Source organism: Peribacillus sp. NPDC058075, from assembly GCF_042885195.1.
In the GTDB taxonomy this organism is placed as follows: domain Bacteria; phylum Bacillota; class Bacilli; order Bacillales; family DSM-1321; genus Peribacillus.
In genome coordinates, this window is the sequence record NZ_JBHVSL010000001.1 from 2,053,701 (window position 1) to 2,071,595 (window position 17,895).

General features: G+C 40.6%; 14 protein-coding genes. 1 reads left to right on the forward strand and 13 read right to left on the reverse strand.

The features are described from left to right. Positions 1–16 precede the first annotated feature (16 nt). The 8 genes from ACFVS1_RS10170 to ACFVS1_RS10205 all read right to left on the reverse strand — a co-directional run bounded on the left by ACFVS1_RS10170 (position 17) and on the right by ACFVS1_RS10205 (position 8,870). On the reverse strand, positions 17–1,342 hold the full coding sequence (locus ACFVS1_RS10170; RefSeq protein ID WP_387546977.1) for a GntT/GntP/DsdX family permease: 1,326 nt from the start codon (positions 1,340–1,342) through the stop codon (positions 17–19). A 55-nt stretch (positions 1,343–1,397) separates the two neighbouring features. Further along, positions 1,398–2,120 carry a GntR family transcriptional regulator gene (locus tag ACFVS1_RS10175; RefSeq protein WP_352924835.1) on the reverse strand — a complete coding sequence of 241 codons (723 nt, stop codon included), beginning with the start codon at positions 2,118–2,120 and terminating at the stop codon, positions 1,398–1,400. 16 nt (positions 2,121–2,136) lie between these two features. Beyond that, entirely contained in the window at positions 2,137–3,150 is a 1,014-nt protein-coding gene (locus tag ACFVS1_RS10180) for a sugar kinase (protein ID WP_387546981.1), read from the reverse strand. Continuing rightward, on the reverse strand, positions 3,143–3,898 hold the full coding sequence (gene dagF / locus ACFVS1_RS10185) for a 2-dehydro-3-deoxy-phosphogluconate aldolase (RefSeq protein WP_387546984.1): 756 nt from the start codon (positions 3,896–3,898) through the stop codon (positions 3,143–3,145). The genes ACFVS1_RS10180 and dagF overlap by 8 nt, the downstream gene beginning before the upstream one ends. After that, a complete protein-coding gene (locus ACFVS1_RS10190; protein ID WP_387546987.1) occupies positions 3,895–5,004 on the reverse strand; it encodes a DgaE family pyridoxal phosphate-dependent ammonia lyase in 1,110 nt (369 codons plus the stop codon). Before ACFVS1_RS10190 ends, dagF begins: the two co-directional genes overlap by 4 nt. Then, positions 4,982–6,085, reverse strand: coding sequence for an amidohydrolase/deacetylase family metallohydrolase (locus tag ACFVS1_RS10195; RefSeq protein WP_387546989.1), 1,104 nt, complete (start codon positions 6,083–6,085; stop codon positions 4,982–4,984). The genes ACFVS1_RS10190 and ACFVS1_RS10195 overlap by 23 nt, the downstream gene beginning before the upstream one ends. Positions 6,086–6,542: 457 nt before the next feature. Continuing rightward, positions 6,543–8,132, reverse strand: a complete 1,590-nt coding sequence (locus ACFVS1_RS10200) for a long-chain-fatty-acid--CoA ligase (protein ID WP_387546992.1) — start codon at positions 8,130–8,132, stop codon at positions 6,543–6,545. 291 nt (positions 8,133–8,423) lie between these two features. Beyond that, entirely contained in the window at positions 8,424–8,870 is a 447-nt protein-coding gene (locus ACFVS1_RS10205) for a MarR family winged helix-turn-helix transcriptional regulator (protein ID WP_352924825.1), read from the reverse strand. Between the two features lie 121 nt (positions 8,871–8,991). Between ACFVS1_RS10205 and ACFVS1_RS10210 the strand changes: the two genes are divergently transcribed. Then, on the forward strand, positions 8,992–10,179 hold the full coding sequence (locus ACFVS1_RS10210; RefSeq protein WP_387546995.1) for an MFS transporter: 1,188 nt from the start codon (positions 8,992–8,994) through the stop codon (positions 10,177–10,179). 866 nt (positions 10,180–11,045) lie between these two features. Here the strand turns inward: ACFVS1_RS10210 and ACFVS1_RS10215 are convergent. From ACFVS1_RS10215 to ACFVS1_RS10235, 5 genes are all read right to left on the reverse strand, one after another. Further along, positions 11,046–12,089, reverse strand: a complete 1,044-nt coding sequence (locus ACFVS1_RS10215) for an oxidoreductase (protein ID WP_387546997.1) — start codon at positions 12,087–12,089, stop codon at positions 11,046–11,048. A 40-nt stretch (positions 12,090–12,129) separates the two neighbouring features. After that, the gene (locus ACFVS1_RS10220) at positions 12,130–12,558 is read right to left on the reverse strand and encodes a DUF1801 domain-containing protein (RefSeq protein WP_352924821.1); all 429 of its coding nucleotides are present in this window, start codon (positions 12,556–12,558) and stop codon (positions 12,130–12,132) included. A gap of 347 nt (positions 12,559–12,905) precedes the next feature. Next, complete coding sequence (nagE, locus tag ACFVS1_RS10225; RefSeq protein WP_387547000.1) at positions 12,906–14,381, reverse strand: N-acetylglucosamine-specific PTS transporter subunit IIBC; 1,476 nt, start codon at positions 14,379–14,381, stop codon at positions 12,906–12,908. A gap of 179 nt (positions 14,382–14,560) precedes the next feature. Then, positions 14,561–15,799, reverse strand: a complete 1,239-nt coding sequence (locus ACFVS1_RS10230) for an exo-beta-N-acetylmuramidase NamZ family protein (RefSeq protein ID WP_387547003.1) — start codon at positions 15,797–15,799, stop codon at positions 14,561–14,563. A gap of 13 nt (positions 15,800–15,812) precedes the next feature. Next, positions 15,813–17,753, reverse strand: a complete 1,941-nt coding sequence (locus ACFVS1_RS10235; protein ID WP_352924817.1) for a glycoside hydrolase family 3 protein — start codon at positions 17,751–17,753, stop codon at positions 15,813–15,815. Between the last annotated feature and the right edge of the window lie 142 nt (positions 17,754–17,895).

Here is a 17,895-nt window from a genome sequence, read left to right on the forward strand (position 1 = left end):
CAAAAATTTTCTTTAATTAAATGAATATATCGAAAATTAAAACCAAACCGAATGCTACGAAGGAAAGTAATGTTTCCATCACTGTCCATGTTTTGAAAGTTTCTTTAACGGTTAGTCCCATGTATTCTTTTACTAACCAGAAACCGGCGTCATTAACATGGGAAAACATAAGTGACCCTGCTCCCGTGGCAATAACGAGCAATTCTAGATTAACACCCGTCATATTGGTAACGACCGGTGAAACGATCCCTGCTGCCGTGGTCAAAGCGACGGTTGCAGAACCTGTGGCAATCCGAATCAATCCGGCCACAAGGAATGCAAGAACGATCGGGGATAAAGAAATTTCTTCAGACATGGAAGCGATCGCAGTCCCTACGCCACTATCAATTAAAATTTGCTTGAACCCCCCGCCAGCACCGATAATAAGAATGATGGAAGCTAATGGCAATAAGCATTCTTCCGTCAACTTTTTAATTAGTGATTTGTCCATTCCCTGTCTGTAGCCCAAGAAATAATAAGCTGCAAAACAGGAGATTAATAGGGCGATCACTGGACTTCCGATAAACAATAAGAATTTTTCAATGGAACCCGGAATCGGCATATAAGGCGCCAATACAGTTAAAACCATCAACAAAACTGGCAAAAGGATAATGAAGAACGAAACTCCAGTGCCTGGTAATCCACTTGATTTTGTTTCCACACGGATCAATTCCGGCTCTCCGACAGGAATAACCCGTTTATGAATCCATTTTGAGAATAGAGGTCCCGCAATTATAGCAGTCGGGAAAGCGATGATCAATGAGTACAAAAGTACCTGCCCCATGTTAGCATTATAGATTCCAATAGCTGTCATGGCTCCCGGGTGCGGAGGTACCAGTCCATGTACGATCGATAAACCAGCAAGTACTGGAATACCAATTAACAAGATGTTCACTTTGGTAGATTTCCGAATGGAAATGACCAAAGGAAGCAATATTACTAAACCAACCTCGAAAAATACCGGAATGCCGATGATGAAACCAGATAAAAGCATGGCCCATGGCAGTTTTTTCACGCCGAATTTTTTAATGAAAAAGTCAGCAACCTGCATACCAGCTCCAGAGTCGGACATCATCTTTCCTAAGATGGTCCCTAAAGCCAATATTCCTATAAGGTGACCAAGGACCGCTCCGACACCCGTTTCATATGCTCCTACAATCTTGTCCATCGGCAGTCCAGAAAACACCGCTAAAAATAAACTGGCTACAGTCAAGCTAATGAATGCATGCCATTTCCACCATGATACCCCCAAAATAACAATTACGATAGCTATCAGCGTGATTCCTAATAAATATAGATCCATATGTTCTCCCCATCCCATTGAAATCGCTTACAATCAATCCACTACAATAATCGAATTATTGTACCGGCTCATTATATGTCACGATGTAGTTCTGTTTAGCCGTGTTGTAATATCCTTCACTGTATTCCATAACATTTCCGTCCCCATCACTGGAAATCCGAATCCTTTTTAGTACAGGACTATTGTTTTCGATTTTCAGTGTTTCGCAAATGTGATCCGGAGCGATAGCAACGGCAAACTCATCTCTGAATGTTTCAAGTTTGACGTTTTGATCTTCCAAAAAGCGGTACAAAGAATTGATCTGGACCTCTTTCATATCTTCTTCGTTCATATCGAGTGAAATATAATGTGTAAAGTAAATATAAGGTTCATTGTCCAATAAATATATCCGTTCGATACTTATGCAATGATCACCAAATAAAGAATGCAACTTAGAGTCTGAAGAAAGGTCAACATGACTTATGTTTAACACCTTTTTTAAGATGGAGTGCCCTTCCTCCACCAACAGTTCTGTGAAACGCTTTCCTTTGGAAAGTTTGACAAATGCACCATTAGCTATGACCCTAGTGCCTTTGCCGCTTTTCTTTTCAACATAGCCCTCTTGCACGAGTTCTTTGATTGCATTACGGACAGTGACCTTACTTACGTTAAATTCTTCTTCCAAAAGAGGCTCAGAGGGAATGTTTGTGTCAATGGCATATACCCCATGTAAAATACGATCCTTTAATATTTCTTTTATCTGTAAATACATCGGTCCATTTTTTCTGTTCACATTCATTCCTAATCTCCTGCCTTTATCTCTTAATATCTTCCATTTTACCTTCCATTGCCGAGAGTATCTCCTTTTCGGTTGCCAATGGAGTATCTCCAACGACAGTACACGCCAGCATTCCTGAAACAGCCGCAAACCGAACTGTCTTTTCAGGGGAATATCCTAGCAATTCGCCATGTAGGATTCCGCTGGTGTAAGCATCGCCTGAACCTATTCTATCATATACGGAAAATGATAGGATATCTGAAAAGTAAAATGTCCCGTTCTTGTATATATACCCCCTCAATGTATGGCTATTATCACTGTTGATCGAACGATGTGTTCCTGCTATCGATTGAATATTGAATGTCTTGGCCACTTCAGGGATCAACTCCATAAGCTGCTCTTCCCTTGTGGAGCCTTCTGACTTCATACCTAAAATATATTGGGCGTCTTTCTCATTCATCATGACGATATCAGCCAAAGAAAGCATTTCTTCATAATGAGGCTTTGCGTCAGCGTAACCTCCCTCCCATAAAGTGGGACGGTAGTTGCAATCGAAACAAACTGTACCGCCTTTTTCTTTGACTTTTCCAGCCAGCGCCTTCATACTTTCCCGTACATTTTCCGCCATTGCAAGCGTGATTCCGCAAAAATGGATGATATCCGTACTTTCCGAAATCATATCCATATCGTAATCAGATAAGGTGGCTGTATTAAAACTGCTTTCGAGTCGATTGGAATATGTGACACGGCTCGCCCGCTGTCCAAAACCATTTTCCAAAAAGTACATCCCCATGTATTTGCCGCCTCTGGAAATGAAATCCCTTCCAATTCCTAAGTGCTGCAAAGCTGAAATAGCTGAATCCCCAAGGGGGTTATCCGGTAACTTGGTCACAACATATCCATCATGGCCTAGCTTTGTCATCGCAGAAGCTACGTTTACTCCCGTGCCTGAAAAGGAGTATTGCAGAGTGTTAGCCTGTGATAGCAATTCATACCCCGGAACCTGCAAACGCATCATTACTTCCCCGAATGCCACAATCCTTTTAAGCATATTTTCCAACCAATTTTTTTGTTATGGCCAATAATTTCCGTACATCCTCACCATTCGTTTTACCAGTCTCTTCATCGATGATGGAAGAATATACATGGGGAATAACTTTAGGCACTTTTGCTTCTAATGCAATTTCCAATATGGTCTCGAAATTATTTAAATCGATTCCACCCGTTGGTTCCAATGCAAATCCCTCTTCACCACAAGCTTTTGCAACAGCACGATATTCATCTTCATGCTTCAGGCCTTTCATCGGGAAGTATTTCAATGCATTTCCTCCCATATCGCGAACAAGCGCAATGGCAGCTTTGATAGGCACAATGGCCGTTTCACTAACACCTGCACTTACTGGACCAGTGGAGATATTCACATAACCGACTTTCCCAGTTGGAGAAACAAGTGAATTTATCCAGCTATCTTTCTCACCTAAATTTGCCCTCGTAGCACCAACAGCCGGAAAAACCTGATTAATATGACTGCCTGGATAGGATTTTGCTATTTCTGCGACAACTGCTGCCTGTCTATTATCGCCCGCGCCCAATCCTATTGAAACGGCCTCATCAATGGCTTCCCCGTATTCTTTCATTGCTGTAACTCCAGCTTCCACAGTTGGATAATCTTTTGAGAGTACGCCAACCAATACATGGCCTTCCGCCGCTTCAAAGACTTCCACTGCATTTTCTACACTATTTGCAAGTACATTTAAGGCTACACGATCATTCAATAACCGTTTGTTTATGTTTGTCATCCTTGTTTTCCTCCTAATATGGTTCTTAATTGTGCTTCAATGACATGTATATCATCACCTTGCAATGGACGCGGATCTATATCGAAAAACCCTTGCCGTATCCCATAATCACGTGTATAAATGGCAATGTCCCCATTTCTGAGCTGCTCGTTCACTTCTTTCGCCGTTGTTTCCGTTATCAAAGGATCGATGGAAATACGGGCTCTATAAATGGCACGGCCGGCTTCATCTTGCACTGTCGTTACTTTTACGCCATCAATGGAGTCAAGTGATGTGAGAACTTGTAAACTAGCTTTTTCTTTTTCGCTATTATCTGTCTTGACAAAATACTCATCCAATGCCTGAAGCAGCCCAAAGGTAGTTTCCTTTCCAACCTTCATGCTCCTTCCGATACAGTGCAGTTGAACCTTTACCCATTCGATATACTTTTTTCTGCCAGCAACGATACCTGATGTGGGTCCTTCAATGGCTTTTGATCCACTATAGATCGCCAAGTCGGAAAATTGCACATATTTTTTCAGGTCCTCCTCAGCTGCTGCATCAACAATCAGAGGGATACTATTCTTTTTGGCCACTTCCCATGCTTCTTCGACCGATATCATATTCTTCTGAACAGCATGATGCGATTTCACATATAAAATGGCGGAAGTATTTTCATTAATGGCATCCGCAATATGTTCCGCCTTCCCCTCGTTTGCATACCCAACTTCAACCAATTTTCCGCCACCAAGGTAAATCATGGTTTCAACTGGTGCACCATACTGAACGTTATGGCCTTTCAGCATGATGATTTCATTCTTTTTAATGAGATCTTGATGAAGCCTTTCACTTTTCCTTCTGTTACCTTCAGTCACGATCGCCGCTACTGAAAGCGCAATTCCACTTGATGCTGAGTTTACGACGACCGCTGCTTCAGAATGAAGCAAATTCGCTATATGCTGCCCTGACTTATCAACTAAATCAGAAATTTCAACATAATTTTGCCCACCTTGTTTCATCGCGTCCATCACTGTATCAGTTGGGGCAGAAACCCCCAATATGCTCATTCTTCCGCTTGCATTGATGACTCTTTTCAAACCGTATTTAGCGTTCAATGAATTCTCCATTTATAACCACTCCTTTTACAACAACTCTTTTTTCTGCCATCCTTTTTTCACCTTCGGAATCCAATAAAAGAATCGGTTCATTCTCGATCGAGAATAAGGTCAAGTTCGCAATATCCCCAGATGAAATCCTGCCAAGCTCTGGTTTATGCAACCAAGCTGCTGCATTGACCGTAACTGCATCTATTACATCTTTTAACGGATAACCGAGGTACAAAAATTTTGTAAGCACGTTTGCCATATTAAAAACTGGCCCATTCTCTCTGTTTTTCCGATATATATCCGTACTGATCGTATTGAAGCGGATTCCCCGCTTTTTCGCGATTTCAGCAGTTTTAAAAGAAAAGCTTGCCGTTCCATGACCTACATCCAAATGGACACCACGTTCAATCGCCTTACTGAACTCAGGCAGCGGCTCATCTTTTTCATTAAATAAATTATTCGCTTTACCATTTAAGAAATGTGTAATGATGTCCTTTTCCTCAAGTAATTCAAGGACTCCTTTAATATCAGGGGGCCCTGAACCGATATGGACCATTAATGGTAAACCAGTTTCAGTCGAGAACTTCCTAGCTAATTTTAATGGTTCGACACCATTTGGACCAACCACACTTTTGCTTATTCTCGCTTTAAGCCCAACGACAAAATCCCCGTACTTGGAAACTGCCTTTCTTAATTCCCTTTCGTCCAGCCATGAAATATCAGATAACTCATCAATCCTTTTCAATCCAATCCGTGAAATATTCAGAAAGGCGAAAACATTGGTTTTGGAATTTTCACAGCTGCTTATCAAATCAGATATCCTATCTGCCCCTGTGCTTCCCGCATCAATGACCGTAGTTACACCAGTCTTGTATCCAATCTCATCAACTTCATCACCATAAGGATCGAATTCCGGGAAAGCATGTACATGCATATCAATCCATCCGCTTGAAACATACACTTTTTGATCATAATCTATTATCTTATCCCCTGTTGCAGTTCCGGGAAGTGCAATTTCTTTAATCATCCCATTTTCCAGTATGATATCTGCTGCATTACCCTCTAACATCTTTACATTTTTCAGAACTAACGTATCTGTCATTTCCCTCATCCTTTTTGATACTTCCTATCGATTGCAAGTACTTTGTATACGGTTACACTGAATTGTATGAGAATTCATTTTATTTTTCTTTACAAAAATAGATTATCATATTTTTTCGAACTAATCAATATAACGTTATAATGTTTGAATTGAATTTACAGAATTTTTAATGGCCCATCGTTTGTTTTTCGATGTGTTTCTTAGTTTCTTCATATAATATGATCCCATTAGGCATAACAAAGGCGGGAGAAAAAACAATTTGTTTTTCCTCCCGCCTTTGTTTATGAGTTGTTACCAATAACCAATGCTGTATGTTCCTACTCTCATTATCAGGAAATGGTGCTTTCCATAACTATAAACACAGAACAGTTATTTACATGCATTCTTGGTCTTGTTATTTGCAGCACTTTATTTGATTTTAATCTTTTATGACAACCCGTCCCTATAATGAATGCTTTTAATTTACCTTTTTCGATCCTTTCCAATGGATTTCCCTCAAACGGTATTTTTGTAGCTTTCCTGTTGCCGTTTTCGGTAAAGACTCTACGAATTCAACTTTTGTCGGTGCTTTAAAGTGGGCCATTTTTGAGCGGCAAAAGGTAATAATCTCATTTTCCGTCACTTCCGCATTGGGATGCAGCACAATGATTGCCTTAGGCGTTTCCCCCCATTTATCGTGTGGGATGGCAATGACCGCTGCCTCCAAAACATCTGGATGTTTATACAATATCCCTTCCACCTCTGTAGAAGAAATATTTTCCCCGCCGGAAATGATTAAATCCTTAGCCCTGTCCTGTATTTCAATATATCCATCAGGATGGGTCACTGCCAGATCCCCTGTATGAAACCAGCCATCCCGAATTGCTTCGGCCGTCTTTTCCGGATCCTTATAATATCCTTCCATTACAACATTGCCGCGAGTAATGATTTCCCCCAGTTCCTTTCCGTCCCAAGCGACTGCTTTCCCATCTTGATTGACTACCATCGTTTCCCCATTGAAAATCAATTCAATACCCTGTCTTGCCTTTATTATTGCTTGTTCATCCGCCGATTTTGCTTCAAACTCATCCTTCCACTCGTTATATAGGATGAAAGGGGATGTTTCTGTTAATCCATATACGTGAATCATATTCAAACCAAGGATTTCTTGTGCCTTTTGTATAAGCGCTGCGGCTGGAGGAGCACCTGCTGTTGCCATCCTTGGACGCACTTTGATATTTGTTTCTTTTGCTTTAGGATCATTCACTAGCATATTTACGACAGTAGGTGCTCCACATAATAATGTAATCTTATGCTGGGCGAATAAGTTGAGGATAAGAGGGGGATCCACTTTCCTTAAACATACATGAGTCCCGCCAGTAGCCGTTACCGACCATACACCACCCCAGCCATTAGCGTGAAACATTGGAAGGGTATGTAAGTATACATCATCATGATTCACTCCAAGGTGATAAATGAAATTAGCGGCGTTCATGTAATTCCCGCGATGGGTCAACATTACCCCTTTTGGTTTTGAAGTCGTTCCACTCGTATAATTTATAGTCAAAAGTTGATTTTCATCGATTATAAACTCTGGCAACCCTTCATCAATTGCATGCAAAATGAAATTCTCATAGTCTATCCCAGGTAAAGTGGTTTCATGTCCCTCAACAGGCACGATAATGATTTTTTCCAAAGATAGTCTAGTAATGATCTTTTCGATCGGAGCGGTGAATTCTTCATCGACTATCAACATTTTTGAATCGCTATGCTTGATGATATATTCCAAATCCTCTGCAGCAAGCCTATAATTCAAAGGAACCATTACCGCTCCCATTTGACAAATGCCATAAAAACATTCCAACATATAATGGGTATTTGGCAACATTACTGCAATATGGTCGCCTTTCTCAATCCCCGAAGAATGCAATGCTTTGGAAAGTTGATCTGTTCGCTGCCCGAATTCCATATATGTAAACTCTTTCTCTTCATCGATGACTGCCACTTTTTGAGGATAATATTTTACGGCCCTGCGCTTCCAATCCATTGGGGTTAATGGGGAAAACATTTTACCAGCTCCTTCTTTTCAAATTCTTTGCATTCAGCACCCTGCCTCGTTCGTCATGATGAATCCTGAGAAAAAAACTTCTTATCCTATAGATACATATTCATTTTCCAGCCGTCATAACTTCTTTAATGGATTCCTTACACCATAAAAAAATCATTGAATGACGTTTATACGCGGAGTATTTTTTAATTATTCTGATAATTACTTTCATAAAACAGTGGATTTCACTGCTTTAATAAATAATCGTGCTCCTTCTTTCTATTATAATCGATACTGTACACGTCAGGAAGATTAAATTTTTTTATCTATGCATGACGACAGATGTTCGGTAAGTTTCCCAACGATTTGTTTGAGCCGTTTTGTTTCCTCTTCATTTAGGACGCTATAAAAGTCACGAAAGATTTTGGTAAAACACTTATTGATCGAATGATACGTATTCCTTCCACTTACGGTGGATTGGATAAAAACTACCCGCCGATCATCCTCACTGTGTACCCTCTCAATCAACTTCTTCCGTTCAAGCCGATCAATTAGTGCAGTTCCTGCTGCAGGTTTAATCTTCAAATGATTCGAAACATCTTTAACAGCTATGGATTCATTCAAGACTATTAATTGCAATGCGCGATACTGTACAGAAGTTAAATCATATTTAACCAATAGCGGTTCAACCAATTCTTGTGATAGGCTGCTTAGTTCCCTGATCTCTAGATGTAAATTATACAATTCACTTGAATTCATGTTTGACAATCCTTTCTTATTGACACTATCTATCTAAAACTATAACATAATTAACGTATCAAAAAATTAACCATGCGAATTAAATTGGTTATTGATTTTTAAAGAGAGAGAGAGGCTGTCCATGTCAGCAGAACAACGCAAAAAGATCATTATCCTCATGATCAATATGTTTATAGCAATAGGAAGTTTCGGTATCATCATTCCCATTTTACCAGCATACCTGGCCTCCATTAATCAAGGCGGCACCGCCGCTGGCCTAATGATCGCCATTTTCGCTGGTGCACAACTTATCTTTTCGCCAATTGCCGGAAAATGGACTGACCAATTCGGGCGCAGAAAAATGATTATTTATGGATTGGTCGGTTTGACATTATCCATGTTTATTTTTTATGCAGTCAATTCCATTTGGTTATTATATGCTTCACGTATCATCGGCGGGATCGGAGCAGCTTTGCTTATACCCGCAATTTTTGCTTATGTAGCCGATATCACCACATTTGATCAACGCGCCAAAGGCAATAGTTTAGTATCTGCCGCCATGTCCCTTGGAATTGTAGTCGGTCCTGGAATTGGAGGTTTTTTAGCTGACTTTGGCTTGAAATTCCCCTTTTTGATTTCTGCGCTGGTATCCCTATCAGCTGTGGTATTTTCGATTTTTGTTTTAAAAGAAAGCGAAACGGCACAGGTTGCACAATCCATGGATGCAAAAACTGAAACGATGATTCGGAAGATTGCCTTATCCGTGAAAATGCCTTATTTCATTCCACTCATCATTACTCTTGTAATGAGCTTTGGCTTAATGGCATATGAATCCGTACTCGGTCTATATCTTGATAATCAATTCAATTCAAGTCCTAAGGACATCGCTGTCATGGTTACAGCCACCGGTATCGTCAGTGTAATAGTGCAACTATTTGTCGTCGACCGGATCGTACAGCGATTTGGGGAAGTGAATGTGCTGAATATCTTTATCAGTGTTGCAGCAATCGGTTTCCTTCTATCACTTTTTGCTACAAGTTATCTGATTTTCTTTTTGATTTCGCTTATCATCTTCCTTTCCACTTCCATTTTGCGTCCAGTTCTTAACACACTGATTTCCAAGATGGCAGGGAATGAGCAGGGCTTTGCAATGGGTATGAATAATGCATATATGAGCATCGGAAATGTGCTCGGACCTACACTTGCCGGAATGATGTATGATGTCCACATTACCTATCCGTTCATGTTGGGCCTTATCCTTTTATTCATTACTTTGATGATTACCATGGCTTGGCAAAAGCGATCACTTCATGCAAAGGCATTATCCTAGAGTTTAAAAGGCATTTCTCCCTTAACAAAACCCCCGAATAGCCAACGCCATTCGGGGGTTTTTCATTATGATTTTTATTTCAATTGTAGTCCTTCAAACATATTCACGAGTAAACACTCAATCTCTTGGATATTTGCTCCATATTCATGCTGGAGCACCTCAAAATATTGCGTAACATCCTAATTCACGAGTATTTGCTTGAATTTCACGAGTAAATGGGTGAATCTCACGAGTATTTGCTCCATATTCACGAGTAAATGCGTCATATTCACGAGTAAACGCTCAATCTCTTGGATATTCGCTCCATATCCATACGAAAGCAGCTCAAAATATAGCGTAACATCCTAATTCACGAGTCCTTCAATTTCACGAGTAAATGCGTCATATTCACGAGTAAACGCTCAATCTCCTGGATATTCGCTCCATTTTCATGCTGGAGCAGCTCAAAATATAGCGTAACATCCTAATTCACGAGTATTTGCTTGAATTTCACGAGTAAATGGGTGAATCTCACGAGTATTTGCTCCAAATTCACGAGTAAATGCATCATATTCACGAGTAAACGCTCGATCTCTTGGATATTCGCTCCATTTTCATGCTGGAGCAGCTCAAAATATTGCGTAACATCCTAATTCACGAGTATTTCCTTCAATTTCACGAGTAAACACTCAATCTCCTGGATATTTGCTCCATATTCATACGAAAGCAGCTCAAAATCCTGCGTAACACTCGAAATCACGAGTATTTGCTTCTTAAGTTAATGATTTAGGACCAAAACAAAAAGCGGCCTTTTTCCTCTAAAAGAGAATAAGGCCGCTTATCATTCAGTTTTTTTCATTTATATTGTTATAAGGGGAAAATGAATTTCATTTAATATATACGGCTTTTTTCCCTTTACTGCTTTCAAAAGCCGCATCAATGATTTTAATGACCGATAATCCCTCTTGGGCGGTTACTGGAGCTTTTTTCCCGCTTAATATACTATCGGCAATTGCCTGGTAATAGGTTAAATAAGATCCATGCAGTGTTTCAATGGTTTCATGAGCCTCATTTTCACCTTCAACCGTAACCAGCTTACCATAGAATTCGGGTTCATCTGCACCCCAAGAGTCATCAATCGGTTTTTTCCCCTCACTTAGGGCTGCCTCTTGGCAGTCAAGACCGTACTTGATAAATGATCCTTTACTTCCATGCACTTGATAGCGCGGTCCATTTAATGGAACGATTGAGCCTGAATGCAAGATAACTCTCAGCTTTTCATATCCTAATATTACATGGAAATAATCATCCGTTTCTGCATTTTCTTTTTGGGAAAATACATCTGCCCAAACGAATTGCGGCAATCCAAACAAATGAAGTGCTTGATCAATGAGATGTGATCCTAAATCATAAAGCATGCCTGATCCCGGGCCTGGTTTTTCCCTCCATCTATCCCTGACCACAGGCCGGTATCGATCATAATGGACTTGGTATGTATTGATTTCCCCAAGCACTCCGTCATCTATCAGTTTTTTCACGGTCAAAAAGTCATTATCCCATCTCCGGTTATGATAGACACTTAATAGCAGATTCTTTTCCTCGGCAATCTTAATGAGCTCCTCCGCCTCCCAGGCTTCCACTACCATTGGCTTTTCAAGGATGACATGCTTCCCTGCTAACAAGCTTTGCTTGGCCATTTTATAATGTAAACCACTCGGTGTCGTAATAACAGCCAAATCAATGGACGGGTCTTCAAGAATTTCCTCTAAGCTGCTTACCACTTCCACATCTTTCAAATCTTTTTGGACTTTTTCCTTATTGGAGCTGACAACTTTCGCTATTTGAAACTGCCCTAAAACACTTAGTAATGGAGCGTGAAAAGTAGCTCCTGACAATCCGTATCCAACTATGCCAACTTTAATTTTTCTCATTTTTCTTTCCCACTCGCTTTCCTCTTAAACATACATTTTATTATATTTCATTGTCCGGGTATGCATCTCTCAAAAACTTGACAGATTGATTAATCAATTCTTTCAATACATTAATATCGATATCTGCCACTTTATTGATGTACACACACGCTTTGCCGGAAGTGTGTTTTCCAAATGCCAGTAACAATTCTTCTCTTTTTTTGTCCCCCGGAGCAAAATATAAACTGATTTTTGCTTTTCGAGGAGAAAAGCCTACCAGGGGGGCATCGCCTTCGTGACCTGATTCATATTTATAATGATAGGTACCGAACCCAATGATACTCGGCCCCCACATCTTTGCCTCATAACCTGTCGTTTCGGTAAAAACATCCAGCAATTCGTATGCATCTTCACGTTTTTTCGGGTTATCGACGTTCTCAATGAACTCAATGACACTACTGTCAGTTTCTTTGGTTTTTTGTTTATACATGACCGAAACCTCCCTTATATTAAAAGGCAGAAAATATTCATAAGATATCGCTTGCTCAGTATCTTAGTACCCTATACAATCGTGTTTTAGGTTGATATGTATGTATTACAGCCTTCATCACCGATGTATCAATGATTGGCGGTCGTTCTTCATTACTAGTTCTCCAAGTTTCATGGCAAATCCTGCATTCAATACCCTTATATATTATAGAACATTGATTCGTTTTATTCTATTTTATGGGCAGAGTTTATAAAGATAAATCTTTTGTGAGTTAAAAATCAGTAATTTATCATAAAAATCTCTACGATCAGAAAACATAATTCTGATCGTAGATTTTAGTATATCAGCTATTGCCGCCGGATCTTTTCAATTTCATCAGCTATGAATTGTACCTGTGTCCCTACGATGACTTGAATGCTTTGGGGACCCACGATATTGATTCCAGCAACCCCTGTTGATTTGATTTTATTCTGATCGACAGCTCCCATATTTTCCACTTCAATTCTTAAACGGGTAACGCAGTTATCTACAGATGTAACGTTTGCGTCTCCGCCTAGTCCCTCATAAATTGCGGAAGCCATTCCAAAGAATTTACTCTCATTTTTCCCTCCTTGACTGCTGTCTGCTTCCGCACTCGCTCCTCCGCCATCAAGCTCATCTTCTGTATCATCTTCTCTGCCAGGAGTCATTAAATTGAACCTTGTTATCAAGAATCGGAATAAGAAATAGTAGATGACAGCAAAAGCCAGTCCTTGAAGAAGTAGCATATATGGTTCATTTGCCATTGGCAACCTTGAACTTAAAACAAAGTCAATGAATCCTGCACTAAAACCGAATCCTGCTGTCCATTGGAAGGTCGCAGCAATAGCTAATGATATTCCTGTTAATAAGGCATGCACAACGAATAGTGCTGGTGCAACAAACATGAAAGCAAATTCCAACGGTTCAGTAACGCCTGTGAAAAATGAAGCGAAACCGGCTGCGAGCATTAATGAGGCAACTTGTTTTTTCTTCCGTGATTTTGCCGTATGGTACATGGCAAGGGCTGCTGCCGGCAAACCGAACATCATGACGGGAAAGAATCCGGCTTGATACATGCCTGTGGTTCCTTTTATTCCCGTACCAGCCCAGAATTTACCGATATCGTTAAGTCCTATTACATCGAACCAAAATACAGAGTTTAACGCATGATGTAAACCTGTTGGTATCAAAAGCCGATTAAAGAATCCATAGAGTCCTGCTCCAGCAGCACCTAATTCACTTATGCCTTCACCAAATGTAACTAACCAGGAGTAGATGAGTGGCCATACGAAGAATAATATAAGAGAAACCAGTAACATGACAACCGCAGTAAGGATCGGGACTAGGCGTTTACCGCTAAAGAAAGCGAGTGCATCCGGCAGCTCGACCTTACTGAACCGATTAAACATAGCTGCCGCGATAAGGCCCGAGAGGATTCCGACAAATGCATTTTCTATTTTCACAAATGCTGGATTTACATCTTTTGCATCAATTCCCTGCAGCATTGCTACAGAGTCCGTGGAAAGCAATGTCGTTACAACTAGATAGGCTACCAGCCCGCTTAAAGCGGCAGCTCCATCTTTTCCTTTCGACATCCCCAACGCCACTCCAACAGCAAACAAGATAGCCATATTGTCAATGATCGAAGAACCTGCTTTTATTAAGAAAGCCGCTAACGGACTTCCCGCCCCCCATCCTGTCGGATCTATCCAATAACCGATCCCCATTAAAATGGCGGCTGCCGGCAATACGGCTACTGGCAGCATCAAGGAACGTCCAATTTTTTGAAGATATTTTTTCATCCCGCTTTCCTCCTGTCAATTACTGATTTAGGGCAAACCCCATATTCTATTAGACAACGGTTTCTTCCATTTTAGAACTTCATTTCATATATAAAGTTGGCTATATTCAGGAATAAAGTCTTAGCGATTTACTCCTCCATAAAAAAAAGAAAAGTCCAACCGGACTTTTCTTTTTTAACTTATTTATAGAGCAAGTAGTTTTTACGAACCTTTTTAAAAGCATCCTGCTTTGCTTGATATTCTTTCATGATTTCATTTACTGATGAACCTTCTTCAATTCTTGACATTACCCAGCCATTGCCAATCAATAAATTGAAATTGTTGGCTGCAAGGAATTCGAACTCACCAGGATATAAATCCTGAATGGTCTTGATGATGTGAAGTCCAGTAGGGACAGCCTTGAATGCCTCTCTATCCGTTATATAAATTTCCACTCCGTGGCTAAGTTTACCTGCATGTTTTGAAAATGTAGGTGTAAAGGAGGCTGCCCTGAATTTTACACCAGGTAACCTTAATGCATTTAATTTCCCAGCAAGCTCATCACTGTTTATATAAGGAGCACCAATCAACTCGAATGGTTTAGTCGTTCCTCTGCCTTCCGAGACATTCGTTCCCTCGATCAAGCCTGTAGCCGGATATACAAAAGTAGTGGTAACTGCCGGCATATTCGGTGACGGCAAGACAAAAGGGAGACCAGTATCATCATAGTCCATATCTCGTTTCCAGCCTTTCATCTTGATGACCTTTAGATCTGCACCAATATTAAATTCTTTATTGAACAAAGTAGCTAGTTCCCCAACTGTCATCCCATGCTTTAGCGGTATTGGGTACAATCCAACAAACGATGAGAATTCAGGTTCAAGTACCGGCCCCTCTACCGACTCCCCGCCCTGTGGGTTCGGCCGGTCCAGCACGATAAAGGGGATATCATTTTCTTTGGCTGCTTCCATTGCATATGCCATCGTGTAGATATAAGTGTAATAGCGTGTTCCGACATCCTGGATATCAAAAACAAGGACCTCAACATCTTTTAACATTTCAGGCGTCGGTTTTTTCGTTTTGCCATATAAGCTATAAACGGGCAACCCTGTTTTTTCATCGATATAATATTCAACGCTTGCACCAGCTTGCGCATCTCCACGAACTCCATGTTCAGGACCAAATAACGCTGTCAAATTAATGTCCGGATCATCATGAAGTAGATCGACGATGCTGGTTAATTTTGAATCGATGCCAGTTGGGTTCGTAATCAAGCCGATTTTCTTTCCGCTTAACACGTCCTTTTCTTCTTTTAAAAGGACTTCAATACCGGGACTGACCTTTTGTTTTTTCTTCTCTTTAACAGCGGTTACACTTTTTGAGGAAACGATGCCGAAAGAAAGCATGCAAATGGTAAATAGGATTATCATTCTTTTCAAAATGCTTCCCTCCCTATTTTTTAATGGGTCTTCCAGATTTAATATCTAATCCATATCCAAATTTATAAAGACTTTCAGAGGGCTTAGTTACTGATGGTATATCGACAGGCAGCGTGCCTTTAGGTTTTGATTCTCCAAAAATGGTCGAGATGCCTGCCGGGATATTCGGCTGTCTATAACGCCCATTCGAATACCCTTTGAACCCGTAAACAGCAAGAACGGCTTTCGCTTCTTCAAAGTTTGCAACATCATAAGGGTTTCTTAAACTCATTAAAACAAATTCTTTATCTTTTTTATTAGCATGATTCATGACCGCTCTAGGGAAGGCTGTTGCCCACTTCGAAGAATCTTGAATGCTATCATCGATCACTCCATCATTGACAGCCGGATCGTTTTTGACAACATAGGAACCAGTTATGACGAAGTCCGATTCATCAATGAGTCTGGCCACTTGATCTGTAAATGACTTTCCTGAAAAACTCATACCCGTTATTTGGACTTTCTTTATTTTCTTTTTAACAGCTAATTCGCTGATGCTCCTGGACATGGATTCAACTTGGTCATCAAAAGGAGCAAGAATTAAAACTTTATCATTTTTCTTAGGTTTGAAAGGCAATGTTTTGTCTTCATTTTTCAATATGGTGATGGCATCTTCCGCGATTTTCCTTTCTTTTTTCAAATGATCTTCATTCCCTACCACTTGAAGCGCGGTTTCGATTTTTTTATCGATCGGGGTTTCATCAGGGTTTAATATCCCTCTTTTCTCTTTCAGTTCAAGTATCCTTGTTACAGATTGATTGACTTGATTTAGAGGAATTTCGCCGCTTGCCACTGCTGCCTTCACTGCATTGAATACAGAGGTTATATTCTTTTCCATTTGAAGCGAATTAACCTGTGCAGGCATTAATGCAATATCAACTCCAGACTTCAAGGCAAGGACAACAGCTTCTTCCTGTCCGAAGTTGTCCGCGATGGCTTTCATATTCAATGCATCTGTAACCACGACACCGTCAAAACCCATTTCTTCACGTAATAGACCCGTGATGACCTTATGTGACAATGTTGCAGGAACCATAATCTCTTGACCGTCTTTTTTACTGATATACGTAGTGTCATCGAATGCAGGGAATTGAACATGTGCAGTCATCATCATATCAACTCCAGCATCTATGGCCCTTTGGAATGGCATCAACTCGATGGAACGCAAACGTTCTTTATCATGAGAAACAAGGGGGAGACCATAATGACTATCGACTGCTGTATCTCCGTGGCCGGGGAAATGCTTGGTTGTTGCTATCGTGTTTTGATTTTGCAATCCTTTTATCGTCTGAATGCCCATTTTAGCTACAAGTTCCGGATCAGAACTGAAGGAACGAACGCCAATAACGGGATTTCCAGGATTATTATTGACATCGACGGACGGCCCGAAATTGACATTTATTCCAAGTGACGACAGTTCCTTGCCAATGATTTCTCCAGATTGATAAGCATAACTCTCTTTTCTGGCTGCACCAAGTGCCATATTACCAGGAAGGTTCGTTCCAGTTTGAAGGCGAGTTACGATTCCACCTTCCTGATCAATCGTGATGAACAGCGGAAGTTCCGGGCTTGCCATCTGCAAACCATCGGTGAGTCGTACCGTTTGTTCGGTATCGACTACATTCTCAGCAAACAGAATAACACCGCCCAGATGATATTTTTTGATAATGCTTGCAACTTCTGAGTTCATTTCAATAAACCCCGTCGCCTTCGCTTCTCCTTGTTTTTGCCAATTACGAAAATCCGGCATGATCATTTGTCCGATTTTTTCATCGACTGTCATATTTGCTACGATTTCCTGAATATCCGATACCGTTTTTTCAGTCTCTGATCCTTTTGCTGCCGCATTCCCTCCCAGAATGGATATAACCAAGAATAATGCGATTCCAGCAGGGGCACATATCCTTTTTATCATTTAGGCTTCCTCCCTTGTATAAATTTCAGTTCTTTTAGCAGCAATTCCATAACCACTTCCATGAAGGGGTTATGGAAAGAACTATATAGATCCTATAAAGAAATCAAGGCAGCATTGGGAATCCCGTCAGCCGCCTCTTTTA